This is a genomic window from Gellertiella hungarica (assembly GCF_014197145.1).
Classification (GTDB): domain Bacteria; phylum Pseudomonadota; class Alphaproteobacteria; order Rhizobiales; family Rhizobiaceae; genus Gellertiella; species Gellertiella hungarica.
The window spans coordinates 376,581-400,386 of sequence record NZ_JACIEZ010000001.1 but is presented as its reverse complement, the minus strand read 5'-3'; the positions used below and the strand labels follow the sequence as shown (position 1 = coordinate 400,386).

Annotated in this window: 20 protein-coding genes; 8 read left to right on the top strand and 12 right to left on the bottom strand. The window is 63.6% G+C overall.

From position 1 onward, the window contains the following. Positions 1 to 55 precede the first annotated feature (55 nt). The 6 genes from GGR23_RS01840 to GGR23_RS01815 all read right to left on the bottom strand — a co-directional run bounded on the left by GGR23_RS01840 (position 56) and on the right by GGR23_RS01815 (position 9,232). Complete coding sequence (locus GGR23_RS01840; protein ID WP_183364412.1) at positions 56 to 964, bottom strand: branched-chain amino acid ABC transporter permease; 909 nt, start codon at positions 962 to 964, stop codon at positions 56 to 58. Between the two features lie 466 nt (positions 965 to 1,430). Further along, entirely contained in the window at positions 1,431 to 3,857 is a 2,427-nt protein-coding gene (locus GGR23_RS01835; RefSeq protein ID WP_183364411.1) for a GcvT family protein, read from the bottom strand. A 280-nt stretch (positions 3,858 to 4,137) separates the two neighbouring features. Continuing rightward, positions 4,138 to 4,686 (bottom strand): sarcosine oxidase subunit gamma, encoded by a 549-nt coding sequence (locus GGR23_RS01830; protein WP_183364410.1) that lies wholly within the window; start codon positions 4,684 to 4,686, stop codon positions 4,138 to 4,140. Next, the gene (locus tag GGR23_RS01825) at positions 4,683 to 7,682 is read right to left on the bottom strand and encodes a sarcosine oxidase subunit alpha family protein (protein WP_183364409.1); all 3,000 of its coding nucleotides are present in this window, start codon (positions 7,680 to 7,682) and stop codon (positions 4,683 to 4,685) included. Before GGR23_RS01825 ends, GGR23_RS01830 begins: the two co-directional genes overlap by 4 nt. Then, complete coding sequence (locus GGR23_RS01820; RefSeq protein WP_183364408.1) at positions 7,679 to 7,966, bottom strand: sarcosine oxidase subunit delta; 288 nt, start codon at positions 7,964 to 7,966, stop codon at positions 7,679 to 7,681. The genes GGR23_RS01825 and GGR23_RS01820 overlap by 4 nt, the downstream gene beginning before the upstream one ends. Positions 7,967 to 7,978: 12 nt before the next feature. After that, a complete protein-coding gene (locus GGR23_RS01815) occupies positions 7,979 to 9,232 on the bottom strand; it encodes a sarcosine oxidase subunit beta family protein (protein ID WP_183364407.1) in 1,254 nt (417 codons plus the stop codon). Positions 9,233 to 9,627: 395 nt separating this feature from the next. On the opposite strand from GGR23_RS01815, the gene cysQ reads away from it, so the two are divergent. The 3 genes from cysQ (at position 9,628) to sciP (ending at position 12,259) form a co-directional block, all read left to right on the top strand. Continuing rightward, complete coding sequence (cysQ, locus tag GGR23_RS01810) at positions 9,628 to 10,434, top strand: 3'(2'),5'-bisphosphate nucleotidase CysQ (RefSeq protein WP_183364406.1); 807 nt, start codon at positions 9,628 to 9,630, stop codon at positions 10,432 to 10,434. Positions 10,435 to 10,539: 105 nt separating this feature from the next. Then, positions 10,540 to 11,574: a DUF2793 domain-containing protein gene (locus GGR23_RS01805; protein WP_183364405.1), complete on the top strand. Its 1,035-nt coding sequence runs from the start codon at positions 10,540 to 10,542 to the stop codon at positions 11,572 to 11,574. A 409-nt stretch (positions 11,575 to 11,983) separates the two neighbouring features. Next, complete coding sequence (gene sciP, locus GGR23_RS01800) at positions 11,984 to 12,259, top strand: CtrA inhibitor SciP (protein WP_018327815.1); 276 nt, start codon at positions 11,984 to 11,986, stop codon at positions 12,257 to 12,259. 266 nt (positions 12,260 to 12,525) lie between these two features. Here sciP and GGR23_RS01795 read toward each other — a convergent pair whose 3' ends face one another. Beyond that, a complete protein-coding gene (locus GGR23_RS01795; RefSeq protein ID WP_183364404.1) occupies positions 12,526 to 12,876 on the bottom strand; it encodes a flagellar export protein FliJ in 351 nt (116 codons plus the stop codon). Positions 12,877 to 13,318: 442 nt separating this feature from the next. Between GGR23_RS01795 and ctrA the strand changes: the two genes are divergently transcribed. Then, on the top strand, positions 13,319 to 14,020 hold the full coding sequence (gene ctrA, locus GGR23_RS01790) for a response regulator transcription factor CtrA (protein ID WP_183364403.1): 702 nt from the start codon (positions 13,319 to 13,321) through the stop codon (positions 14,018 to 14,020). Between the two features lie 164 nt (positions 14,021 to 14,184). Here ctrA and GGR23_RS01785 read toward each other — a convergent pair whose 3' ends face one another. Together GGR23_RS01785 and chpT are read right to left on the bottom strand one after the other, a co-directional pair. Further along, a complete protein-coding gene (locus GGR23_RS01785; protein ID WP_183364402.1) occupies positions 14,185 to 14,547 on the bottom strand; it encodes a response regulator in 363 nt (120 codons plus the stop codon). 113 nt (positions 14,548 to 14,660) lie between these two features. Then, positions 14,661 to 15,305 carry a histidine phosphotransferase ChpT gene (chpT, locus tag GGR23_RS01780; protein ID WP_183364401.1) on the bottom strand — a complete coding sequence of 215 codons (645 nt, stop codon included), beginning with the start codon at positions 15,303 to 15,305 and terminating at the stop codon, positions 14,661 to 14,663. 301 nt (positions 15,306 to 15,606) lie between these two features. Between chpT and GGR23_RS01775 the strand changes: the two genes are divergently transcribed. Continuing rightward, entirely contained in the window at positions 15,607 to 16,218 is a 612-nt protein-coding gene (locus tag GGR23_RS01775; RefSeq protein WP_183364400.1) for a DUF1134 domain-containing protein, read from the top strand. Positions 16,219 to 16,344: 126 nt separating this feature from the next. Further along, the gene (locus GGR23_RS01770; protein ID WP_183364399.1) at positions 16,345 to 17,487 is read left to right on the top strand and encodes a coiled-coil domain-containing protein; all 1,143 of its coding nucleotides are present in this window, start codon (positions 16,345 to 16,347) and stop codon (positions 17,485 to 17,487) included. 9 nt (positions 17,488 to 17,496) lie between these two features. On the opposite strand, the gene GGR23_RS01765 is transcribed toward GGR23_RS01770, so the two are convergent. Further along, positions 17,497 to 18,330 carry a TrmH family RNA methyltransferase gene (locus tag GGR23_RS01765; RefSeq protein WP_183364398.1) on the bottom strand — a complete coding sequence of 278 codons (834 nt, stop codon included), beginning with the start codon at positions 18,328 to 18,330 and terminating at the stop codon, positions 17,497 to 17,499. 4 nt (positions 18,331 to 18,334) lie between these two features. Further along, positions 18,335 to 18,715: a hypothetical protein gene (locus tag GGR23_RS01760; RefSeq protein WP_183364397.1), complete on the bottom strand. Its 381-nt coding sequence runs from the start codon at positions 18,713 to 18,715 to the stop codon at positions 18,335 to 18,337. A gap of 87 nt (positions 18,716 to 18,802) precedes the next feature. On the opposite strand from GGR23_RS01760, the gene GGR23_RS01755 reads away from it, so the two are divergent. Together GGR23_RS01755 and rpoH are read left to right on the top strand one after the other, a co-directional pair. Beyond that, a complete protein-coding gene (locus tag GGR23_RS01755; protein WP_183364396.1) occupies positions 18,803 to 19,825 on the top strand; it encodes an RluA family pseudouridine synthase in 1,023 nt (340 codons plus the stop codon). 173 nt (positions 19,826 to 19,998) lie between these two features. Then, the gene (gene rpoH / locus GGR23_RS01750; protein WP_183364395.1) at positions 19,999 to 20,901 is read left to right on the top strand and encodes an RNA polymerase sigma factor RpoH; all 903 of its coding nucleotides are present in this window, start codon (positions 19,999 to 20,001) and stop codon (positions 20,899 to 20,901) included. 90 nt (positions 20,902 to 20,991) lie between these two features. On the opposite strand, the gene GGR23_RS01745 is transcribed toward rpoH, so the two are convergent. Continuing rightward, complete coding sequence (locus tag GGR23_RS01745; RefSeq protein WP_183364394.1) at positions 20,992 to 23,793, bottom strand: ribonuclease E domain-containing protein; 2,802 nt, start codon at positions 23,791 to 23,793, stop codon at positions 20,992 to 20,994. Positions 23,794 to 23,806 lie beyond the last annotated feature (13 nt).

The following is a 23,806-nucleotide window of genomic DNA, read 5'->3' as shown; positions in this document are numbered from 1 at the left end:
CTGGAACAGGCTGTCGTCAGCGCGTACGGAGGCGGCGTTGTTGTCAGCCATCGGATCAGACCTTTTCGACTTCCGGTCGGCCGAGCAGGCCGGACGGCTTGAAAATCAGCACGAAGGCAAGGATCGCGAAGGTCGCGACGTCCTTGTAGGCGATGGTGAAGTAGGCGGACCACAGGCTCTCGATGAGGCCGATCAGCAGGCCACCGAGCACGGCGCCCGGCAGCGAGCCGATGCCGCCGAGAACGGCAGCCGTGAAGGCCTTCACGCCCGGCACGAAACCGTCGTTATAGGAGGCCACGCCGTAGTAGATCAGGTACATGGAGCCGGCCACCGCTGCGAGCGCCGCACCCATGATGAAGGTGATCGAGATGGTCCGGTCGACGTCGATGCCGAGAAGCGCGGCCATCTTGCGGTCCTGTTCGGTCGCACGCTGGGCGCGGCCGAGCGGCGTGTGGTTCACGATGTACCAGAAAATCGCGAGCAGCACGGCCGTGACCACCATGATGACGATCTGCTTCAGCGAAACCGAGATGCCGGCGATCGTGTAGACATCGTTCACCAGACCCGGGATCGGCTTGTTGCGCGGACCCTGGGCGACCTGGATGAAGTTGGACAGGAAGATCGACATGCCGATGGCGGTGATCAGCGGTGCGAGGCGGAACGATCCGCGAAGCGGCCGGTAGGCCACCCGCTCGATCGTCCAGTTCCAGAGGCTGGTCATCAGCATCGCGACAACGAGCATCGCCAGCAGCAGCACGAGCACTGCAACTCCGGTGAAGCCGATGATCGGAGAGAGGACCAGGAAGACGATCAGCGCCGCGAATGCGCCGAGCATGAAGATGTCGCCGTGGGCGAAGTTCACCATGCCGATAATGCCGTAAACCATCGTGTAACCGATGGCCACGAGGCCATAGATTGACCCGAGAGTCAGCCCGTTGACGAGCTGCTGGACGAAATACTCCATTAGCTTTCCCCCGGATGCGCGCCAAATTGGGGCCGCATCTCTTGTTTCCCCCTGCGGGGCTTGCGTATGAGGGGATTTCATAACGCTTTCGCGATAAATGTGAAGCCGGAAAGGCAAAAATTGGACAAGTTCCGGGCTTTATCGCGCAACAGAACCTTTTAGCGTATAAATTTAGACGAAAACCCTAAAATCCGGGGCATCTTTGGTGAAAAGCTCTGGGGATAACTTTTTGCGAATGAACCGATGCGCCCTCGGCGCACCTGCAAAACAGGCGGGGCGGCATGATGAAAATCATTTTCTGCGTGCAGCTTCGCACAGATCGGAACGGTCTTCCAGCACAAAAGCGACCAGAACCACCGCCTGACCGGCAAAGGAAGGCCGCCGGAAACCGGCGGCCGAGGGTGCATTTTGCACATAGTTTTGGCACGGATGCCCGTTGAAAGCGCAGTTGACGGCCTTGCCCGGATCAGCCGCGCATGCGCTCCCCGTTGCCGTCGAAAAGCGCCGCGGACTGAAGCCTTGCCGGCAGCATGTCGCCGAGCAGCTCGATCTCGAAACCGTCCGTCTCGCCGGCGATCTCCTTGGGGATGTAGCCGAGCGCAACCGACTTGCCGGAGGCATGGGCATAGCCGCCAGAGGTCACCCAGCCGCGCACCTCACCCTTGAAGAAGATGGGCTCGTCGCCGATCACGTCGGCATCCCGCGCGTCGACGATCAGGGTGACCAGACGCAGCGCGCCACCCGAGGCCTTCTCCGCGGCAGCGGCCTGCTTGCCGATGAAATCCGCTTCCTTCTTCAGCGCCACGAAGGGGCCAAGGCCGGCTTCGAAGGGGCCATAGAGCGGACGATACTCGCGCGACCAGGAGCCATAGGACTTCTCGAGACGGAGCGAATTGAGCGCGCGGAGACCAAAGAGCCTGATCCCGAATTCCGCCCCTTCCGCCATCAGCAGATCGTAGACATAGCGCTGGTATTCCGGCTTCATCCAGATTTCATAGCCGAGATCGCCGGTGTAGGAGACGCGCCCGACAATGGTCTTCGCCATGCCGAGATCCATGCGGCGGATCGACATGAAGGGGAAGGCCTCGTTCGACATGTCGAGATGGGTGAGCTTGCTGATCAGCTTGCGCGCGTTGGGTCCTGCAATGGCAAGGCCCGTCAGGCGCAGGTTGAGCGCCTCGAGCTTGACCGAGCCGTCCTTCGGCAGATGGCTCTCGAACCAGCGCATGTGATAGTCTTCGGCAATGCCGGAGCCGATGACGAGGAAATCTCCCTCCCCGAGCTTGGCGAGCGTGAAATCGCCGATCAGCTTGCCGTCTTCCTTGAGCATCGGCGCCAGCGTCATGCGGCCGGTCGCCGGAATACGGGGCGTCAGCATCCTGTCGAGCCAGGCTTCGGCCCCCGGGCCGGTGACCGAATATTTCGCAAAGCCCGAGGTCTCCATGAGGCCGACGCTCTCGCGCACGGACTTCGATTCCGCGGCAACCGCCTCGAAATCGTTCGAACGGCGCCAGGAGAACTGGTCGGTCACGCCTTCCGGCGCGAACCAGAGCGGCGCCTCGAGACCGTAGGAGGCGCCGAAGATGGCGCCGGCATCCTTGAGCTTGTCATAGATCGGCGTCGTCAGCAGCGGACGCGCGCCCGGCAGCTCCTCGTTCGGATAGCGGATCGAGAAGCGGCGGGAATAGTTTTCGCGCACCTTCGCATTGGTATAGGCGAGCGTCGCGTAATCGCCGTAGCGGGAAACATCCATCGCGAAGACGTCGAAGCCCGGATCGCCGTGGATCATCCAGTTGGCGAGGGCGAGACCGACGCCGCCGCCCTGGCTGAAGCCGGCCATGACGGCACAGGCCGACCAGTAGTTCCGGAGACCCCGGACCGGGCCGACCAGCGGGTTACCATCAGGCGAGAAGGTGAAGGGACCGTTGATGATCTTCTTGATCCCGGCATTGTTGAAGGCCGGGAAATGGCGGAAGCCGACTTCCAGCTCGGGCGTGATGCGCTCGATGTCTTCGGCCAGCAGTTCGTGACCGAAATTCCACGGCGTGTTGATCGGCGACCATGGACGGCAAGCCTTTTCATAGGTACCCATCAGCATGCCGCCGCGCTCCTGGCGGAGATAGATCTCGCCGTCGAAGTCGACGCAATGCATCAGCTCCTTGCCGGTCTTCTGGTTGAACTCGGCGACCTCGGGCATGTCCTCGGTGATGAGATACATGTGCTCCATGGCCAGAACCGGCAGCTCGAGACCGACCATGCGGCCCACTTCGCGGGCCCAAAGGCCGGCGGCATTCACCACATGCTCGGCAATGATCTCGCCCTTGTCCGTGATCACGCGCCAGGAGCCGTCCTCGCGCTGAACGAGCTCTTCCACCTTGGTGTGGAGATAGATCTCGCCGCCGTTCATCTTGGCCGATTTCGCATAGGCATGGGTGGTGCCATAGGGGTCGAGATGGCCTTCGACGGGATCGTAGAGGGCGCCGACGAACTGGTCGGGATCGAGAAGCGGCATCATCTCGTGCGCTTCTTTCGGCGTCAGCAGCTGCGCTTCAAGTCCGTTGTAGCGACCCTTGGCGAGGATCGACTTCAGCCAGTCGAAGCGCTCCTGCGTGGCCGCGAGCATCAGACCGGACGTGAGGTGCAGGCCGATATCCTGGCCCGACTGCGCCTCGATCTCCTTGTAGAGCTCGACCGTGTATTTCTGCAGCTTGGCGACATTGGGATCGCCGTTGATGGTGTGCATGCCGCCGGCCGCGTGCCAGGTGGAGCCCGACGTCAGCTCGGAGCGCTCCAGAAGCACCACATCGGTCCAGCCGAACTTGGTCAGGTGATAGAGAACCGAGCAACCGACGACACCACCCCCGATGACGACGACCCGAGCATGACTTTTCATGTTGAAGCTCCGCAATGGTCCGGCAAGCGCCGGATGAGACAGACAATGGATAACGTTCGCAGAAACGGGTCCTTCCCGCCGCCGCGTTCGGCATTCTCAAAACTCGCTGTGGAAGGAAGCACCGGATCGGGCCTGATGGGCCACACCGTCCTGCGCTCCGTTCCCCCCGTTCTTGTTGGCAGTCGCGGAAGGGACGATTTCACCCCGTTTCGCGACATGCTTTAGATAAGCGCACTATACCCAATTACGACATCGAGATTGTTCTCGATGCGCCATAAGCTCAGGTCGCAAATCCGGCAGTGAGCCGGAATTCCAGGCCCATTTCCATGAGCTCCTGAAAGGCGAAAAGTGCGAAGGATCGCATCAGCACGATCTCGAATTCATCCTCGCCGATGCGGCCGACATTGGCGCTCACATGGGCAAAGAGGGTGTTGCCCGACTGGCCGATAGCGAAGGCTTCGGGGTGGAGGTCGAGCGGCACGATCTTGGCAAGGATCGCGCGCGCCTTCGGCCCCTGAAGGCGCAGCACCGCACGGCCGCTGGACTGGTCGGTGACGAGCGCCAGGGCGCCTGCCCTTTCCGCGATGTCCCGCTGGAGCGAAAGATCGGCCTTTTCGAGCACGACAAGCCATTCGCCGGGGCCGACCGCCTTCAGCGCCGTTGCGGAGACGCCGCCAAGCGTTGCGGCCACCGCCTGCTCCTCGCCGGGAAGGGCGGCCACCGAAAGCACCATCGGCTCCGGAAGCACCGTCACATGGTTCTCCGAACGGCCCGGATTGGCCGAGATCGCGCCATCGAGGGGATGGCGATGCGTGAAGGGTCCGTTCATCGGGATGCCTCCTCCTTGGCCTGGGGCGAGACCTGCGCCTCACCCTTCAGCCGCTCGTTTTCGGGATCGATGAAGACAGGCGGGCAGACAATGGCCGGGAATTCGTCGCCGCGCAGCCGGTCGAAGACGATGATCGTCTCGCCCATGCGCTCCCGGCCAGATTTCAGCAGCGCGAGTGCAATCGGATGACCGAGCACGGGCGAGATGCAGTTCGAGGTCACAAGCCCCTGGTCGTTCGCCATGGAGGGTTCCGCTCCTTCCCGCAGCAGATGGGCGCCGGCGCGGATCTCGTTCTTCGGATCGACCGGCTTCAGGCCGACGAGTTGCATCCTGTCCGCCGCCGTCAGGCCGAAGCGGGTGGCCATCTGCTTGCCGACGAAATCGGGCTTCTGCATTCCCATCATCTTGCCATAGCCGGCATCGTCGGCCGTCACGGTGCCGTTCAGCTCCGCATGGGTGACGAAGCCCTTCTCGATGCGCAGGATGTTGAGCGCCTCGAGCCCGTAGGGCGTGATGCCGTGTTCGGCACCGCATTCCATGATGTAATCCGCCACCGCCTCGCCATAGGCGGCCGGTACCGACAGCTCATAGGCAAGCTCGCCCGAAAACGAGATGCGGAAGAGCCGGGCAGACAGACCGCCCTTCAGCCGCACGTCGCGCGCCGACAGATAGGGGAAACCCTCGTCGGAGAGGTCTGCATCGACGACTCTCGAGAGAATGGCCCGCGCCTTCGGTCCGGCAATCGCCATCTGCGCCCACTGGTCGGAGACGGAGACGAAGCGAACCTTGAGCTCAGGCCACTGGGCCTGATGGTAGAATTCCATGTGGGAGAGCACCTCGCCCGCCATGGCCGTGGTGGTGGTGATGAAGAAGTGGTTCTCCGCAAGGCGGCTCACCGTGCCGTCGTCATGCACCATCGCATCCTCGCGCAGCATCAGGCCGTAGCGCGCCTTGCCGACGGGAAGCTTCAGCATCGGATTGCAGTAGAGCCGGTTGAGGAACTCCGCCGCGTCAGGCCCGAAGACCTCGATCTTGCCAAGCGTCGAGACATCGCAGAGGCCGGCGGCCTTGCGGACGGCCATCACTTCGCGATGGGCGGCCTCGCGCCAGGTCTTTTCCTCCCCCTTCGGGAAGTAGGAGGAACGGTACCAGAGCCCTGCCTCGACAAAGACTGCGCCGTTCTTCTCCGCCCAGCCATGCAGCGGCGAGCGCCGCACCGGACGGCCATGCTCGTCCCGCGAGGTGCCGGCGATGACGCCGAGCGAAACCGGCGTATAGAAGGGCCGGAACGTGGTCGTGCCGACGACAGCAGGATCGACGCCGCGCATGGAGGCGACGATGCCGGTCGCATTCACGTTGGCGATCTTGCCCTGGTCGGTCGCCATGCCCGAGGTGGTGTAGCGCTTGGTGAGCTCGATGCTCGTGTAGTTCTCGCGCTGCGCCAGCGCCAGATCCTTCACATGCACGTCGTTCTGGTAATCGACAAAGGCCTTCGAGCGCGCGCCGCCCACATACCAGACAGGCTGGTGACCGGCGAAATCCTGCTCCTCGACTTCGGGAACGTCCGCGGTTGCCGCAGTCTTGCCAAGGGCGGAGAGCACGGCTTTCGCCTTCGCCGCGCCATCGGCAATCGCCTCACCCAGCGTCTCGAGCCCGGCGGCAGCACCGGCAAGGGCAAGCCTCGGATCGCTTTCGGGCGCGAGGAAGACCTGCTTTTCCGCAGACCAGACGGGCTTTGCCCCGCGCTGGCAGGCGAGATGGATGACCGGCGACCAGCCGCCCGACATCGCAAGCGCGTCGCAGCCGATCTTCTCCTCGAAGCCGGAGCGTTCGGTGATGATGCCGGTGAGCCGCTTGCCGCCCATCGTGTCGACGACGGCGCCCCTGTAATGCACCTTCACGCCATCGGGCGCACGGTCGGCGGCCGCATCGCGCGTGTCGATGATCGCCGCGACCTCGATGCCGGCGGCCTTGAGGTCATGTGCGGTGCGATAGCCCGTGCCGCCGCTGGTGAAGACCGCAACGCGGCTTCCCGGCGTCACGCCGAAGCGGTTGACATAGGTGGAGACGGCGCTTGCCGTCAGGATGCCCGGCTTGTCGTTGCCGCCGAAGACGAGCGGGCGCTCGATGGCACCGGTGGCGAGGATCGCGTGTTTGGCGACGATGCGCCAGAGGCGCTCGACCGGCCGGTCATGGCTCGGTTCTGCCACATGCTTCTGCACCTTCTCGGCGGCACCGAACACCATATCGTCGAACCACCCGAAAACCGTGGTGCGCGGCATGAGCGTGACATTCGCAAGCGATGAAAGCTCGGATACCGCATTGGCTGCGAAATCCGGAGCCTTGACACCCCCGACCGCAGCGCGCGAGGCATTGAGCGACCCGCCGAGGAGGAAATCCTCGTCCGCCAGGATGACGCGCAGTCCTGCCCGTCCCGCCGTCAGCGCAGCGGAAAGACCGGCCGCCCCGCCGCCGACAACAAGCAGGTCGCAATGGGCCCAGGCTTTCTCGTAGCGGTCCGGATCGCTCTCCATGGTGAGCTTGCCAAGCCCGGCCGCCATGCGGATGAAGGGTTCGTAGACCTTTTCCCAGAAGGCTTTCGGCCACATGAAGGTCTTGTAATAGAAGCCGGCGCCGAGGAAGGGCGAGAGCAGGCTGTTGAAGGCGCCGATGTCGAAATCGAGCGACGGCCAGCGGTTCTGGCTCTTTGCAACGAGGCCGTCGTAAAGCTCCTGCACGGTGGCGCGGGTGTTGGGCTCGGAGCGTGCGCCGGTGCCGATGGTGAGCAGCGCGTTCGGCTCGGAGGAGCCGGCCGTCAGCACCCCGCGCGGGCGGTGATACTTGAAGGAACGACCAACCAGCAGCCGGTCTTCGGCAATGAGCGCCGAAGCCAGCGTATCGCCCGCAAAACCGCTCAAGCTCTTGCCGTCGAAGGTGAAGGACACGGGCCGGCTGCGGTCGACGAGACCGCCGGAGGAGAGACGAGATGCCGTCATTCCGCAGCCTCCTTCACTTCGCTTGCACGATAGGCGGCCGCATCGGTGACGCCGTAGACCTCGTGGGTCAGCGTGTCGCGTTCCACCACCAGCCAGCGGCGGCAGCCAAGCACATGGTGCCAGTATTCCTTCTGGCGACCCTTGGGGTTATCGCGCACATAGACGTAACGGTACCAGGTCTCGAAGGGTGCGGCGGGCTCGGGCCGGCTGCGCACTTCGCCGCGGATCGAGAATTCCTCTTTCGGCCGGGAGCCGCAATGGGGGCAGGTGATAAGGCTAGCCATCTGTTTCAGGCCTCAATGGAGATTGGGCTGCGGGCCCTTGCCCGCTTCGTCGATTGCATATCCGCGCTCGAACCGGTCGAGACGCATGAAGCGGCTGACCTCGTGGCTCACACCCTTCGCGATCAGATGCGCGAAGCAGAAGCCCGAGGCGGGCGTGGCCTTGAAGCCGCCATAGCACCAGCCGCAATTGAGATAGAGGTTCTCGATGCCGGTGCGGTCGATGATCGGCGAACCGTCCATGGACATGTCCATGACGCCGCCCCAGGAGCGCAGCACCCGCGAGCGCGAAAGCCCGGGGATGAGCGACACGCCCTCCTCGATGGTTTCCTCGACAGTCGCGAGATTGCCGTGCTGGGCATAGGAGCCGAAGAAATCGAGGCTCGCGCCGAAGACGAGGCCGCCCTTGTCCGACTGGGAGATGTAGAAATGCCCGCCGCCATAGGTAAGCACGTGATGGATGACGGGCTTAAGGCCCTCCGACACGAAGGCCTGCAGCACATGGCTTTCGATCGGCAGTTCAAGCCCGGCCATCTGCCCGACGGTAGACGTGTTGCCCGCTGCCGCCAGCGCCAGCTTGTTGCAGCCGATGAAACCGCGCGAAGTTTCCACCCCCGTCACCTTGCCGGTTGCGTCGCGGCGGATGCCCGTCACCTCGCAATTCTGGATGATGTCGACGCCGCGCATGTCGGCGCCGCGCGCATAGCCCCAGGCGACCGCATCGTGCCGCACCGTGCCGGCGCGCTTCTGATAGAGCGCACCCATCACGGGGAAGCGGGCGTGATTGTAGTTGAGGTAGGGCACCAGCGCCTTCACCTCGTCGCGCGAGAGAAGGGCGGCCTCCACCCCGTGGATCATCATGGAATTGCCGCGCCGCGCATAGTGATCGCGCCCGGCATCGTCGTGAAACAGGTTGATGATGCCGCGCTGGGAGACCATCGCGTTGAAGTTGAAATCCTGTTCCAGACCTTCCCAGAGCTTCAGCGAGAGCTCGTAAAAGGGCTCGTTGCCCTCGAGGACGTAATTGGACCGGATGATCGTCGTATTACGGCCAACATTGCCGGAGCCGATGTAGGATTTCTCCAGCACGGCCACGTTGGTGATGCCGAACTCCTTGGCGAGGTAATAGGCCGTCGAAAGCCCGTGCCCGCCGCCGCCGACGATGATCACGTCGTAATGCGGCTTGGGTTCGGGTTCGCGCCAGGCGGGCTGCCAGTCGCGGTTGCCTGAAAATGCGTTCCTGATGATCGACAGGGCTGAATAGCGCATGGGATTAATGATCCGGACATGGTGAAATGGGCCGCACATTCGCACAGCCACAGAAAACGGCAAGACCCTCCCGCCTGCTGATCACGAGCATTCCGGGAACGACTTGCCGGTGGTACATATGCGCAACTATGGCAGGTTCCGTCAGCAGCGAAATGCGACAAAAAGTGCCGCTTCGGCCAGGACTCCGAAACGCAGCGGGCAGCACCGCCAGGGCGTGCAGGCCGGACCAGATCTTGACCCATCGGCCAATTCCGTGGCGCTGCCGATTGGTTTAGTGTAGGCGCGGTAGCCGCAGCGCGGAAGCGTTGCCAACCATCGGACAGGATTGAAGGAAACGCTTCGGGAATGCTGCTGAGAAACATGTCCCCCCATCGCGCCGCGGAGCGCGGGCACTGATGCGGCACGCACTGGAGCAGGCAGCGCTCGAAGCCGGCAGCGCCATCCTCGCCGTTGCGGCAAAGGGTCCGGGAATCCGTCTCAAATCCGACCAGTCCCCGGTCACCGAGGCAGACGAGCAGGCGGAGGCGATCGTACTCGCCCATCTTGCGGAGCACTTCGCCGGCATTCCCGTGGTGGCAGAGGAAGAAATTGCGGCAGGCCGGTTTCCAGCCGTGAATTGCCCCCGCTTCTTCCTCGTCGATGCCCTCGACGGCACCAAGGAATTCATCGCCGGCAAGCCGGACTACACGGTGAACATCGCCCTCATCGATCAGGGCAGGCCGGTTGCAGGCGTCGTCTATGCGCCGGCCTACCGGAAGCTCTATTCCGCTGACGCGGGCATCGCCGAGGCCATCGCCGTCGGGGACGACGGAATGCCGGGCGCGCGGCGCACGATCCGCACGCGCACCCCGCAGGACCCGCTTGTCGCCATTGCCAGCCGCTCCCACAACAGTCCCCGGACCGGCGAATATCTGAGCGGTCTCGGCACGGACCGCTTCCAGTCCATCGGCAGCTCGCTGAAATTCTGCATGCTCGCGGAGGGCGAGGCCGACGTCTATCCCCGCTTCACTCGCACCATGCAATGGGATACCGCCGCCGGCGACGCCGTGCTGAGGGCTGCAGGCGGCGCAACGCTGGAGCTCGACGGACGCCCCCTCCTCTATGGCGAGCGCCGGGAGGGCCCGGACGAGGGCTACGCCAACCCCTACTTTGTCGCCTGGGGGCGCATCCCCCACCAGTACCGCCATCTCGCACGGGGATGACCGAGGCGAAAAACGCTTTGGTTTCAGGCCGCAGTGGCGCTTTTCATCCCCCTGTCCCTCAGGGCCCCTATGCTTTTGGCCACGACAAGGCAGAAGGACCGGCCCATGAGCGAGACCACACCATCCCTGGACATGCCCTACATCCTGCCGGATCAGGCACAGAAGCACGTCACCCATAACGAGGCGCTCCAGCGGCTCGACGCCCTGGTCCAGCTGGTGCTGACCGACATCGTCTCCGGCGCTCCGGCAAATCCCGCCGAAGGCGAGTGCTTCGGCATCCGCACGGCCGGACCCACCGGCGACTTCCAGGATCGCGGTGGCCAGATTGCCTGCTTCATCGACGGAAGCTGGATCTTCGCCCGTCCCCGCACCGGTTGGCTGGCGTGGAATGCCGCCACGCGCCGCCCGGTCTATTACGACGGTTCGGAGTGGCAGCCGCTGATCTCCCTTTCGCAGATGGACCAGCTCGGCATCAATGCCACGGCCGACAGTACCAACCGTCTTTCGGTCAGTGCCCCTGCGAGCCTCTTCAATCATCAGGGCGGCAGCCACCAGATGAAGGTCAACCGCGCCGCCGAGGCCAATACGGCATCGCTGCTCTTCCAGACCGGTTTTTCCGGGCGCGGCGAGTTCGGTCTGCTCGGAGATCTTAACATCGGCTTAAAGGTTTCCACCGATGGCACAAACTGGAAACGCGCATTCCAGGTGGATCCGAATGGTGTGGTCCGCAAGCCCTCCAACCCGGCATGCCGGGCGCATCTGAATGCCACGGCCATGTCGCCACCCGCGGGAACGTTCACGGGATTCCAGTCGCTTAGCCTCAATCAGGGCGGCTTTACGCTGGGCGGCGCCGCGACGCCCGGGATCGGGCAGAAGCTCGTCGTTCCGGCCACCGGCCTCTACCGCCTGACGTTCACCATGCTGGCCCTGACCTCCTCCGGACATGTGATGACCCTGTTGCAGAATGGCGTGACACCCCTCCTGACGGCCCGCGGGCTCGGTTCGCTCGCAACGATTCCCCAGCAGGCCTCCACCATCGCAAGCCTTGCGGCCGGAGACACCCTGCAATTCCAGCATTCGGGAACGGCGCAACTGGATTTCGGCCCGGGCAAGACCGAACTTCTTGCCGATTTCCTCTAGATCGCCACGCCTCTGACTCGTGATGATACATCATTTTTGCATGGCTGAAGCATATGCCCGGAGCAGTATTGCCAAGCGAGACGGGCTTGTCCGCATTTATATCAGCGACAAAATGTGGTCGATCGCGGCTTTTTTCGCGTATTTACCCAGCAAGCCTTTGTAGATGTCCAGCGTGAAACAGTGTAGGGCGGCGATATCGGCAAATTTTTTCCTGCCGTTAACCAGATCATAGTCCGCGCATAACCCGCTATCCGCGTATTTCTTTCATATTGTTCGCCAATGTTTGTTGCAGGCAACCGATGCACGATGAGTTCAATTTCGGGAAAATTTTCAGCGGGCGCTTAGTCAATTTTTAAAGGTGCAAGGCTACAGTCGGCTCATGTGGTCTTGAGTTTGTGTAGAGAGTCCAATGACCGAAATGATTCGACCCCGAGTAAAATATGTCATCGGCCCCGATGGCAGCCCGCTGACGATTGCGGATCTTCCGCCGGCCAATACGCGCCGCTGGGTGATCCGTCGCAAGGCAGAGGTTGTCGCGGCCGTGCGCGGTGGCCTTTTGAGCTTGGAAGAAGCCTGCGAGCGCTATACCCTGACCGTCGAGGAGTTCCTTTCCTGGCAGTCGTCGATCAACGACCATGGCCTTGCCGGCCTGCGGACGACGCGGATCCAGCAGTATCGTCACTGACGAAACGGCGACAGTCCCCGCCCGAGGGATGCGATAACCCGGACGCTTCCAGCGTGCCGGGTTTTTTTGCGCCTTGAGCTCGGTCGTTTCCGGTCCGCCGTTTTGCCGGCCCCTGCCCTATTGTCGGGACACACGCGAAAAGCCGCCGCACCGGACAACGATCCGGTGCCGGCGGCTTTCTGTTTTCCATGCCCATGGCGCATGAGCGGCCACCGGCCGCCTTACCTGCCGGAAGGCGGCATGTCGGCGGCTGGCCGCCCTGGTTATCAGGCCCTGGCGCGCACCGCGCTGTCCCGCTCCTCGAGAGCGGCGGCGCGATCATATTCGGCCTGCACCTCTTCCAGCGCCGCGGTGGCGGCATCCTGCTGCGCCTTCAGTTCCCGGATAGAGACCTGGAGGTTGTCGGCGCGCTGGCGGGCGGCCTTCGCAAAGGTCGGATAGGCAAAATGGTTCGGATCGGTGATGCCCGACTTCTTCTCTTCCAGCGTGATCTGGGTTTCCAGTTCCTTCGCCATCCGTTCGAACTCGGCCATCATCACCTGCAGCTGCTGCAGCTGCCGGCGCTTTTCATTCACCTGAAATTCTTTCAGGCGCACTAGGCTCTCACGCGTCTTCATACGCAATACTCCCGTGATACGAGACCCCGGCTCCACTCAAATCATTAACCCGAACGCCCGGACCGCCTTCTTCGTTAAAAAAATCGGGCGGCGTTAACAAAAACCTACCGCTGGTAACCTTTCATTTACGGGCATCGTCAATGATAGGGGGGAGGTTTTAAGGGTAGGTAAATACTGAATGCAGAAAAACAGGGTTCTGCATTGGTGAGTCAGAAGAATCGGTTAGCGGGTTTTTCTCACCCATTACGTGAGCAAGCTCGGGACCAGATTCCTATGAGAAATCAGGGGAGTGCTAAAAATATTTAATAAGTTCGGTACACCTTGTCAGAGGGAATCAGAATTTGTTAACCATTTGGTGGCAGCTTCCAAATCAGGCAACGACTGGATCCGTATCGCGTAAGGGGGCCAAGACGACCTTAATGCGGCGGTAAAGGGGATAAACATGCGGGTTCTACTCATCGAAGACGACAGCGCGACCGCGCAGAGCATCGAGTTGATGCTCAAGTCTGAAAGTTTCAACGTGTATACCACAGACCTCGGTGAAGAGGGCGTGGATCTCGGCAAGCTGTATGACTATGATATCATCCTGCTTGACCTGAACCTTCCTGACATGTCGGGCTACGAAGTGCTCAGAACACTGCGCCTGTCAAAGGTTAAGACGCCGATCCTGATCCTCTCCGGCATGGCCGGCATCGAGGACAAGGTGCGCGGTCTCGGCTTCGGTGCCGACGACTACATGACCAAGCCATTCCACAAGGACGAACTGGTTGCCCGCATCCACGCCATCGTTCGTCGTTCCAAGGGCCACGCCCAGTCGGTCATCGCCACGGGCGACCTGATCGTGAACCTGGACGCCAAGACGGTTGAAGTCGGCGGCCAGCGCGTTCACCTGACCGGCAAGGAATACCAGATGCTGGAGCTGCTCTCGCTGCGCAAAGGCACCACGCTCACCAAGGAAATGTTCCTGAACCACCTTTACGGCGGCATGGACGAGCCGGAACTGAAGATCATCGACGTCTTCATCTGCAAGCTGCGCAAGAAGCTGGCCAATGCCGCCGGCGGCGCGAACTACATCGAAACCGTCTGGGGCCGCGGCTATGTGCTGCGCGAGCCGGATGGCTCCGACTATCTCGAGACCGCCTGATTCCGGGATCGTCTGCCTGAACAATTCCCGTATTCCCGATCCTGCCAGCCTGCTGGCAGGATTTTTCGTTTCCGCCTGGCCTCGCCCGAAAGCCAGCCACCGGCCAACAAAAAAGCCGCCGGAAAACGGCGGCTTCATCGCGTCGGGCAGCAAAGGTGCCGGTGTCAGGCGGCGGCCGAAAGTCCGGCAAAGGCCTGGGTCAGGATCTTCCGGTCGAAGGGCTTCAGCAGGAAGTCGTTTGCCCCTGCCCGCTTGCCCATCATCATCTTCTTCAGGTCGGCCTCGACGACGCAGTAATAGATGCGCACATCCTTGCCGTTCGGCAGGCCGCGCAGCGTGGTGATCAGCTCGATCGCGCCTTCCATGCCGGCATCGACGATGAGGATGTTGGGCATTTCCGCCTCGCAGCGGTGAAGCGCCTCGGTGGCGCTTCCGGCTTCCGAGACCATGAAATTCAGCTCGGTCAGGATCCGCTTGCCCACCTTCCGGACCACATCGGATCCGTCCGCTATCATCAGACGTTGCATCGTTTCGCCTCCCGGCCCAGCATGGGCGTATGCGACAGTGGGACGACGGTAACGAAATGCGGCTAAGGATTCGTTACCGCCTGCCGGCAATTTCTACCGGCCTTCCCGGAGCCTCAGGACTCAAGCACCGCCGTATAGGTGATTTCCTCGGGCGTGACGCTGTGGTTCAGCACCATGCCGGTCTCCTCGGCAAGGAGCACGGTATAGTAGGGCTGGATCGAATGGGCATCGATCGCCTCTTCCACGGTCCCGGCATAGATCTCGATGAATTTCGGCGGCACGCGCATCATCCGGCCCTTGGCGGTCAGGGTGAAACGGGCGTCGAATTCCGGGTTCTCGAGCGTGACGGTTACGACACCGCCTCGCGGGATCGAGCCATAGGCCACCAGGAAGAGGTTGAGCAGCAGCTTCACCCGGTTTTTGGGGATGATGGCGCGCGGACCGTTCCAGACCACTTCCGTCTTCTTCTCGGCGGCGGCGAAGTCCTTGGCGGCCTTCTCTGCCTCGCCCGTATCGATGGAGGCCCCGACGGAGCCGGACGCGCCGAAGGCAAGGCGGGCGAACTTCAGCCGCACCGAGGCATTCAGCGCGCTGGTGCGGATAAGATCCATGGCATCGGCATCGCTGCCGCTCTCGTCGAGCAGTTCGAGCCCGTTGTTGATCGCGCCGACGGGCGAGATCACGTCATGGCAGACACGGCTGCAGAGAAGCGCGGCAAGATCCGCACCGCTCAGCGTAAGATTGGGGTTCTTGGACATGGCGCCCTCCTGACTGCTGCATCGCCCACCGCGATGTCCGCCTCATGCGGAATGGAACAAAATAATGCGGGGCCAGGGGACGTGCGCCTCCGATCCGGCGGCGGCAGATCCCGTGACCCGATGCGTGCCCTTGCGAAAGGGAACCGGTGCGTGCGATCGACCGCGCCGGTGACCTTATCCCGATGGCAAAACCTTCCGCCATAATGACACCATATTTGGTAAACCGATTGTTAATCCCATCCGCGCAAAATGCAGAAACGGGGGCGGTGTCAACATGCACGACCAAGGAGCGGAGGAACGGATGCACCACAGCAAGCGTCTAAAGGAATTCCGGGCCGTGGCGGATCGTCTCGCCCGCCTCGCAACCCTCGCCGCGATTGCGCTGATCGCGCTCGCACTGCCGCAGGGCAAGGCATTCGCCGGCAGTTCAAGCCAGTATACGGTTCAGGAAATCGTCGATGCCGGTCACGATTTCTTCGGCTCGACCAGCGGCGGTCTCGCCAAGGTGGTCGAGAACGCCTTCCAGCAATATGGCCTGCCGAATGGCTACATCCTTGGCCAGGAGGGCTCCGGCGCCTTCATCGCCGGGCTGACCTATGGCGAGGGCGATCTCTACACCAAGAATGTCGGCCAGCACGAAGTCTTCTGGCAGGGCCCGTCGCTCGGCCTCGATTACGGCGGTCAGGGCAGCCGGGTGATGATGCTCGTCTACGACCTGCCGAGCCTCGATGCTCTCTATAACCGGTACGGCGGCGTCAGCGGCTCGGCCTATGTGGTCGCCGGCGTCGGCATGACGGTGCTGAAGAGCCATCAGGTGGTGATCGTGCCGATCCGCACCGGCATCGGCGCCCGTCTCGGCATCAATGTCGGCTATCTCAAGCTCTCCTCCCAGCCGACCTGGAATCCCTTCTGAGATGCACTTGTTTTTGTCTGAGGGAATGCCACTTCAGCTTGAAAGTGGTTTCTCACAATGTTTAATGGCGAGTAAGACTTTTCCGGCCGGCCTTTACCGGCCGGTCGTCATGTGGTCGGTGTTGCCGTGATCGAATATGCGCTTCTCTTCGGGCTGGGTTTTCTTGCCGCGGCCTTCCTGGCAATGCTGGTTGCGCCCGCCATCCAGAAGCGCATCGTCATCTATGCGGAAAACCGCCTGAAGGCCACGATGCCGCTTTCACCGCAGGAAGTGCGCGCCCAGCGCGACATGGCGCGTGCCGCCTTTGCCGCGGAACAGTCGCGAACCCAGCAGGAACTGAACCAGGAGCGCGAAAAGCGCGCCACCCTGCAGGTCGCGCAGGAAACCCTTTCGGCAGAAGCGCGGCGCCTGCATGCGGAAAATGCCGAGCTCAAGGTGCAGATCGGCGAGATGAACACGGAGGCCGGCGACCTACGCTCGGCGCTGCGCCAGGCGGAAAACCGGCTTGCCGAAGCCCAGGAGAAGATCTCGACGCTCGAGCTCGAGCTTTCGGAACGGGTCACGGCGCTCGAGGACCTGCAGAAGCAGATGCACCGCCTGGCCGCGGACAGGGACAACCTGAAGATCGATCTTGCCGCGCGCAATGCCCAGACCGAGAACGACCGCTACCGGGTGCAGTCGCTGCGCGAGGAGCGCGACAGCCTGCGGCGGGAAGTCAAGCTGCTCACAGGCCGGGCAAAGCAGGCGGAACAGCGGCTGGAGCAGGAAGAACACAAGGCGCTGCGCCTCTCGGACCGGCTGGCGCGCGAGCAGGCAGACCTTGCCGACCGCGAAAGCCTGATCGAGCGTCGTGCCAACGAGATCCAGCGCCTGCGGGACAAGATCAAGGCGATTTCCGCCGAAAGCCGCGAGGCGCGCAAGCAGCTGAAGGCCGCCCCGCAGGACCGGAAAACCGGACGCAAGGCAGAGCCCGCCGCCAACCCCCTTCCGGCCGAACCGGCCGTCACGGCCGAGAATGTCGGCAGCGTGAAGGACGAAGTGCGCCACCAGGCAGCCGCCCTTGCGGAACGCTTCCAGAAATCGCGCGGCAATGGTTCGGATGCGGCGCTCCGCGAGGAACTCGCCTCGGTTGCCGCCCGCATGGTGGCGATCACCGCGGCGGAAGAGGGCGAGGCCTCCCCCATCCACGATATCCTCGATCAGGCATCGCCACCCGGCGAAGGCCCCTCCCCGAGCCTTGCAGAGCGCATTCGCGCCGCAATGCCGTAACCGGCGCCCTCATCCGTCGATGAAGCCGCCCCGTGTGGCGATCTGATAAAGCGCGATACCGCTCGCGGTCGCCACGTTCAGGCTGTCGAGTCCCGGGTTCTGCGCAATGCGTGCCGTCCGGAAGCGGCCGAGAATGGCTTCGGGCAGCCCCTCGCCCTCTGTTCCAAGGACCAGCGCCATCCGGGCCGATATCTCCACCTTCGAGATTTCCGCGCTGCCGGCAGGAGACAGGCCCCAGACAGCAAATCCCCTTTCCTGCAGGCGCTCGAGGCATTCCGCCGTCGACCCGCCGCGCGCATAGGGCACCGACAGCACCGAACCCACCGAGACACGCAGCGCCTTTCGGTAAAGCGGGTCACAGGCGGTTTCGTCGAGCACCACGAGCGAAACGCCGAAGGCGGCCGCATTGCGGAAGATCGAGCCCATGTTGTCGTGGTTGGAGATTCCAGCCGCCACGACCGCAAGCGCCCGCTCGGGAAGCGCTTCGATCTCGGCGGCAAGATCCCTTGGCGGGATCCGCTGCCCGAGGGCCAGCACGCCGCGATGCATGTGGAAACCGGCAATGCCGTCCATGACGGCCTGCGAGACGACATGCACCGGCACGTCATCGGGAAAGGCGGCGAGGATATCCTCGACGCCCGCAACGCGGTTTTCCAGCAGCAGGATGCTTTCGGCGCGGAAGCCCTGTCGTCCGCCGTGATGGGCGGCGAGCATGCGCAGCACCACCGTTCCCTCGGCCACGAACCGCCCCTGACGCCCCGTCAGGTCGCGCTCCCGGATGTCGCGGAAGGCCGCTACGCGGGGATCGTCGGCGCTGTCGATCCGTATGACCGGTGCGGCCATGGGATCAGCGAAGCGTGATTTCGGCGACGATGCGGCCGGACGCGATGTCGAACACCAGCGCCTGCTGTTGAGCATCCGCCGTGTTGCCGTGGATGAGCAGCTGCCCGCCGGAGAGCGAGACCGAGCGCACGGCAAAGCCCGCGGGAAGGCTTGCGACAGCCTTCACCGTCTCGCCGACGGGAATGCCCGCCCCTGCGACCGCGACGGCCGCCGCGCGCGGATCGGGCCGCGTGAGCTTGTAGACAATCGCGCCGAGGACAGCCATAAGCATGACGACCATGATGCCGGCGGACACGAGCTGGAGACGAACCATCTTGCGCCGGACCTTTTCCATGACCGGATCGAGCGGCTTGTCTTCCTGTTCATCGTCTTCAACATGGGACATGATGCATTTCCTGGCTGGCGGTTCCTTCATGGAGCCTCATGACATGGCCTCGCGGGATGCTCTCTAGAAAGCACGGGAACGAGAGTGATGACTGACCCCTTTACCCAAGCAGCGGCCAATAGGAAAGTGCTGACCGCCGACGAAAGCGCCGAAGGGCGGCTCGACCAATGGCTGACGGCCACGCTGGAAGGGGAATTCTCCCGAAACCGCATCAAGCAGCTCATCGAGCAGGGCGCCGTGAAGGTCAACGGGACCGTGATCGACGAACCGAAGCGCAAGATCCGCTTCGGCGATCGCATCGAGATCGACCTGCCGGAGCCGGAAGATCCCGTGCCGCAGGGCGAGGACATTCCGCTCGACGTGCTCTACGAGGACGACGACCTGATCGTGCTGGTGAAGCCCGCCGGTCTTGTCGTGCATCCCGGCGCCGGCAACTGGACCGGCACGCTGGTGAACGCCCTCATCCACCATTGCGGCGCGTCGCTCTCGGGCATCGGCGGGGTGCGGCGTCCCGGCATCGTCCACCGGCTCGACAAGGATACGACGGGCGTGATGGTGGTGGCGAAGAACGACGCCGCCCATCGCCATCTCGCCGCGCAGTTTGCCGATCACGGCCGGTCCGGGCCGCTGGAACGCGCCTATCTCGCCGTCGTCTGGGGCCGGCCGCGGCAATTGCGCGGCACCATCGACGCGCCGCTCGGCCGTGCGGGCGACCGCACCAAGCGCAGCGTCAAGCGTGAGGAAAGCGAGGATGCGCGCGAGGCGATCACCCATTACGAGGTGGTGGAACGCTTCCACGAAAAGCCGGATGCCTCCTGCCTCGCCTCCCTGGTGGAGTGCCAGCTGGAAACGGGGCGCACCCACCAGATCCGCGTGCACATGGCCCATATCGGCAACCCGCTGATCGGGGACGCCGATTATGGCGCGGCCTTCCGCACCAAGGCAAACCTTCTGCCGGAGGCAGCCAAGGCTGTCGTGAACGGCTTTCACCGGCAGGCACTCCATGCCTACCTGCTCGCCTTCGAACATCCGTCCACCGGCGAAGTGATGCATTTCGAAGCGCCGATGCCGGAAGACATGGAAGAACTCGTGGAAGCGCTGCGCGCCTAGGGCACGAAAAGTAACCGGAAAAAAACGGGAACAAAATCGCGTCTCTTGCCCTTGAAAGGCCATAAGTCCATTCTTATCTGACGAAGTTGCGGCGGGGCTTGCAATAGACCGCTGCGCTCGGCTGCCGCGGGACGTCTCTTGCGGGGCCGCAAAAATCGAAGAGGGGGTGCTCTATGGCCCGTGGTTCGTTGCCTGTCATTTCCGGCGGAGAAGCCGGTCTCAATCGCTATCTCGATGAAATCCGCAAGTTCCCGATGCTGGAGCCGCAGGAAGAGTACATGCTCGCCAAGCGCTACCAGGAGCATCAGGACAGGGACGCCGCCCACAAGCTCGTGACCAGCCATCTGCGCCTCGTGGCGAAGATCGCCATGGGTTATCGTGGCTATGGCCTGCCGATCGGCGAGGTCGTCTCGGAAGGCAATGTGGGCCTCATGCAGGCTGTGAAGAAATTCGACCCCGACCGTGGCTTCCGCCTCGCCACCTATGCCATGTGGTGGATCAAGGCCGCCATCCAGGAATATGTGCTGCGTTCATGGTCGCTGGTAAAGATGGGCACCACCGCCAACCAGAAGCGGCTGTTCTTCAACCTGCGCCGCCTGAAGGGCCGCATCCAGGCCATCGACGATGGCGACCTGAAGCCGGAACAGATCGAGCAGATCGCCACCAAGCTGAATGTGACGCCGGAAGAAGTGGTCTCCATGGACCGCCGTCTGTCCGGCGATGCCTCGCTGAACGCCCCGATCCGCGCCTCCGAGGGCGAATCCGGCCAGTGGCAGGACTGGCTGGTGGACGATCACGACAGCCAGGAAACCGTGCTGATAGAACAGGACGAGCTGGAAAGCCGCCGCAGCATGCTGGCCCGCGCCATGGGCGTGCTGAACGACCGCGAGCGCCGGATTTTCGAAGCCCGCCGCCTCTCCGAGGACCCCTCCACGCTGGAGGACCTCTCTGCCGAATTCGACATCAGCCGCGAGCGCGTGCGCCAGATCGAGGTTCGCGCTTTCGAGAAGGTGCAGGAGGCGGTGCAGAAGGAAGCAGCCGAGCGCCAGAAGGCGCTGCGTGTGGTCGAGGCCTGAGCCCCGACCGCCATCGCGTCCGTTCCCTGACGTAAAAAAGCCCGGCCTGATCGCTCAGGCCGGGCTTTTTGTTGTTCCTTATAAAGCCGATCAGGGCTGCTGCGGCTGGGCGCCACCCGTCGATGCGGGCTGCTGGCCGGCCGGCGGGGATACCACCGCAGCGGGCCCGTCCTCGGCTCGCCAGTCGCTGATCGCCTGCTTGAAGGCCTCGCTGCCCGTTGCACCCTTTTCCATGGTGATGAGCGCGCGGCGACCGTTGCGATAGGTCACGGGGATATCGATCCAGTCGCGGGTTTCGAGCAGGTTCAGGTTGAACTTGCGGGCATCCGCATAGTCGTTCAGCGCGATCATGTGGAAGTCGTCGGTGATCTTTGCCGGCACCGCGATCAGCGGATCGCCACGGTCCTGCTCGGTCTGCTTCAGGGCCACGCGCTGCACGCTCTCGATGGCACCGCCCTCGAATTCCTTCGGGATCGAGAAGACGAGCTCGATCAGATGGCTCGCCGGCAGCGAGGGATCGAGGTTCCGCTTGAAGGTGATGAGCGCCGACAGACCGCGCTCCGGCGCGGAGACCTGCGCCTGGACCACCGATTCGGTGCGACCGTTGTCCGCCGGTTCCTTCTTCAGCGACCAGACGACCGCGCCTTCGATGGCGACGGGAGACGTCTGGCCGACGCGCTCCTCGTAGAGGAACATCTTCTGCGAGACGCCCACCGGAATGGTGGCGGCAGGGGTGTTGTTGGCAGCGGGCGGCGTGGTTCCCGCAGGGGCGGTCGCTTCCTCCGGATTGGCGGAAGCCACCGTCTGGGCAGCGACGGACTTGCCCTCGCCGGACGCGGCGCCATCGGCCTTGCCTTCGTCCACTTCCGAGCCGTCCGGCCGCAGCCGCTGGGTGAATTTCTGCAGTTCCGGCTCGGCGCTGGCCGTTTCCTGGCTGGGAGCCTTGCCATTCGCAGGCTGCGCATCCGCGGCAGGCTTCGCATCGTCGGTCTTTGCCGGCGTGCCGGTCTTGGCAGGCGTCTGGGCCTTGTTTTCGGCCGGTGGCGAGGAAACCAGGCCGGTCACGAGACCGCTCAGCGTGTCGCGGAACACCCAGGCGCCATAACCGGAACCCGCCACCAGCAGAAGCCCGAGAAGGCCGAGCCCGATCGAGGTAAAATCCATCCGGCGCTTGGGTTCGATACGGTAGGAGCGCGCGGGCTTCTCGACCGGCGCATAAAGGAGATCGTCCTCGTCTTCCAGCGGTTCGGCGCGATTGCCCGTGGGCGTATCATAGGCCTCGAAATCGTCGAACTGGTCCCAGCCCTCGTCGCCCTGACGGCTGCGGGCGCGGGATGCCTCCAGATCGTCGGTTTCCGGAAGCGGTACGTCGTCGAAGGGCGAATCGTCCCAGTCGCGCCGGGCATCGGCACGCGCAGGGCCGGTCGCGGCAGCGGGCTGGGCAGCGGCGGCAGCGGCCACAGGAGCAACCGGGCCAAGCTCCGCATTCACGAGATCCCAGTCATCCTCGAAGGTGGGCGCCTTTGCGGCAGTTGCCGGCTCGGGCGAAGCGGCGGGCGCCGGCTCCCCGGCAGGTTCGTATGCAGGTTCGGCTTCGGTCACCCGGGCGGTCAGGACCGGCGCATCGAAATAGCCCTGCTGGGGGGCGGCGAGTTCGCCACGCGGCTCCTCGACGGGCTCTACGGCAGCTGCGGGTTCGGCAGCAAGGGGATGGGATTCCGGCGACCAGGCCAGCGGATCGACCACGGGGGTTTCGGCCGCGGGGGCAAAACCGCTGTCCTCCAGGGGCGTGCGGTCGGCTTCCGCGGCAGGTTCGTAATGGGCGGGTGCCACCCATTCTTCTTCGCCGATCCGGGCCTGCGCCTCTGCCTCGACGCCACCTTCGGGCCATGCTGTGCCGGCAGGCGTCTCGGTCACCGTTTCCTGTACGGAAACCGGCGCCATGGATGCATATTTCTCGACCGGATCCTCGACAGGAAAGTCCGGGTAGGTCTCCCGGACGGGTTCCGGTTCGACGGGAACTGCGGGTTCGACGGCAGGCTGCGGCTCGGGAACCTCGGCGAAGGCGGTTTCGGCCGGCACCTCATCCCAGCGCGGCGCTTCGACCGGCAGGGCTTCGGCCGGCGCTTCGGTCACCGGCTCGACGGCCGGTTCGGGTGCGAAAACCGGCGGAGGTTCGACCGCGGGTGCGGCTTCGGAAACCGGCGCGGGTTCGGAAGCGGGCTCGACCTCCGGCAGACTGTAGGACGGCGCATGCGCCACCGGATCGGCAGGCTGCGGCTCTTCCTCGCCAGCCCAGCTTTCGTCGCCCCACAGATAGGGGGAAGCTGGCGCGGCCGGCTGGATGACGCGCACCGCCGGTGCAGGTGCTGCCGGCACCACCGGTTCTGCGGCCGGCTGGGGAGCGGGCTCGGACAGCTCCTGCCGAGGCGCGGGATAGCCGGCCTCCTCGACGGGTGCCGGTGCTGCGGAAACGGAATCCGCCTGCTCCGGGGTTTCTTCTGCAGAAACCGGCTGCGGATGGGCAGATTCCTCCGGCGTGCGGTCATCGACGGCGGCGGCAGGCGCAACCTCTTCGTCGGCGGCATGGACATCCTGCGCCGGTGGCGCCTCATCGGCGGCGATCGGCGCAGGAACGAGTTCGGCTTCGGCGTTTTCCGGCTCTTCGAGCGGGGGCAAGGCTTCCGCGTGCTCTGCCTCCACCTCGCGGATGGCGGTCTCGAGCTTTTCGAGCTGGCGGCGCAGCATTTCTTCCGGAGGGCGGGGCTTCATGCTCTCCAGCTGGCGGAGAACGGCTCCGCGGGCCTTATCATAAACCTTGGCCCGCATTTCCGGCGTGTTGTCCGAAAGGCCGTCAACGGCCCTGCGAATGACTGCTACAAAATCCGCCATCAGAAATTTCTCG

What these genes read in the sequence shown, in the direction of transcription:
- GGR23_RS01840 (WP_183364412.1), bottom strand. Translation starts at nt 964, where the DNA reads ATGGAGTATTTCGTCCAGCAGCTCGTCAACGGGCTGACTCTCGGGTCA.
- GGR23_RS01835 (WP_183364411.1), bottom strand. Translation starts at nt 3,857, where the DNA reads ATGAAAAGTCATGCTCGGGTCGTCGTCATCGGGGGTGGTGTCGTCGGT.
- GGR23_RS01830 (WP_183364410.1), bottom strand. Translation starts at nt 4,686, where the DNA reads ATGAACGGACCCTTCACGCATCGCCATCCCCTCGATGGCGCGATCTCG.
- GGR23_RS01825 (WP_183364409.1), bottom strand. Translation starts at nt 7,682, where the DNA reads ATGACGGCATCTCGTCTCTCCTCCGGCGGTCTCGTCGACCGCAGCCGG.
- GGR23_RS01820 (WP_183364408.1), bottom strand. Translation starts at nt 7,966, where the DNA reads ATGGCTAGCCTTATCACCTGCCCCCATTGCGGCTCCCGGCCGAAAGAG.
- GGR23_RS01815 (WP_183364407.1), bottom strand. Translation starts at nt 9,232, where the DNA reads ATGCGCTATTCAGCCCTGTCGATCATCAGGAACGCATTTTCAGGCAAC.
- cysQ (WP_183364406.1), top strand. Translation starts at nt 9,628, where the DNA reads ATGCGGCACGCACTGGAGCAGGCAGCGCTCGAAGCCGGCAGCGCCATC.
- GGR23_RS01805 (WP_183364405.1), top strand. Translation starts at nt 10,540, where the DNA reads ATGAGCGAGACCACACCATCCCTGGACATGCCCTACATCCTGCCGGAT.
- sciP (WP_018327815.1), top strand. Translation starts at nt 11,984, where the DNA reads ATGACCGAAATGATTCGACCCCGAGTAAAATATGTCATCGGCCCCGAT.
- GGR23_RS01795 (WP_183364404.1), bottom strand. Translation starts at nt 12,876, where the DNA reads ATGAAGACGCGTGAGAGCCTAGTGCGCCTGAAAGAATTTCAGGTGAAT.
- ctrA (WP_183364403.1), top strand. Translation starts at nt 13,319, where the DNA reads ATGCGGGTTCTACTCATCGAAGACGACAGCGCGACCGCGCAGAGCATC.
- GGR23_RS01785 (WP_183364402.1), bottom strand. Translation starts at nt 14,547, where the DNA reads ATGCAACGTCTGATGATAGCGGACGGATCCGATGTGGTCCGGAAGGTG.
- chpT (WP_183364401.1), bottom strand. Translation starts at nt 15,305, where the DNA reads ATGTCCAAGAACCCCAATCTTACGCTGAGCGGTGCGGATCTTGCCGCG.
- GGR23_RS01775 (WP_183364400.1), top strand. Translation starts at nt 15,607, where the DNA reads ATGCACCACAGCAAGCGTCTAAAGGAATTCCGGGCCGTGGCGGATCGT.
- GGR23_RS01765 (WP_183364398.1), bottom strand. Translation starts at nt 18,330, where the DNA reads ATGGCCGCACCGGTCATACGGATCGACAGCGCCGACGATCCCCGCGTA.
- GGR23_RS01760 (WP_183364397.1), bottom strand. Translation starts at nt 18,715, where the DNA reads ATGTCCCATGTTGAAGACGATGAACAGGAAGACAAGCCGCTCGATCCG.
- GGR23_RS01755 (WP_183364396.1), top strand. Translation starts at nt 18,803, where the DNA reads ATGACTGACCCCTTTACCCAAGCAGCGGCCAATAGGAAAGTGCTGACC.
- rpoH (WP_183364395.1), top strand. Translation starts at nt 19,999, where the DNA reads ATGGCCCGTGGTTCGTTGCCTGTCATTTCCGGCGGAGAAGCCGGTCTC.
- GGR23_RS01745 (WP_183364394.1), bottom strand. Translation starts at nt 23,793, where the DNA reads ATGGCGGATTTTGTAGCAGTCATTCGCAGGGCCGTTGACGGCCTTTCG.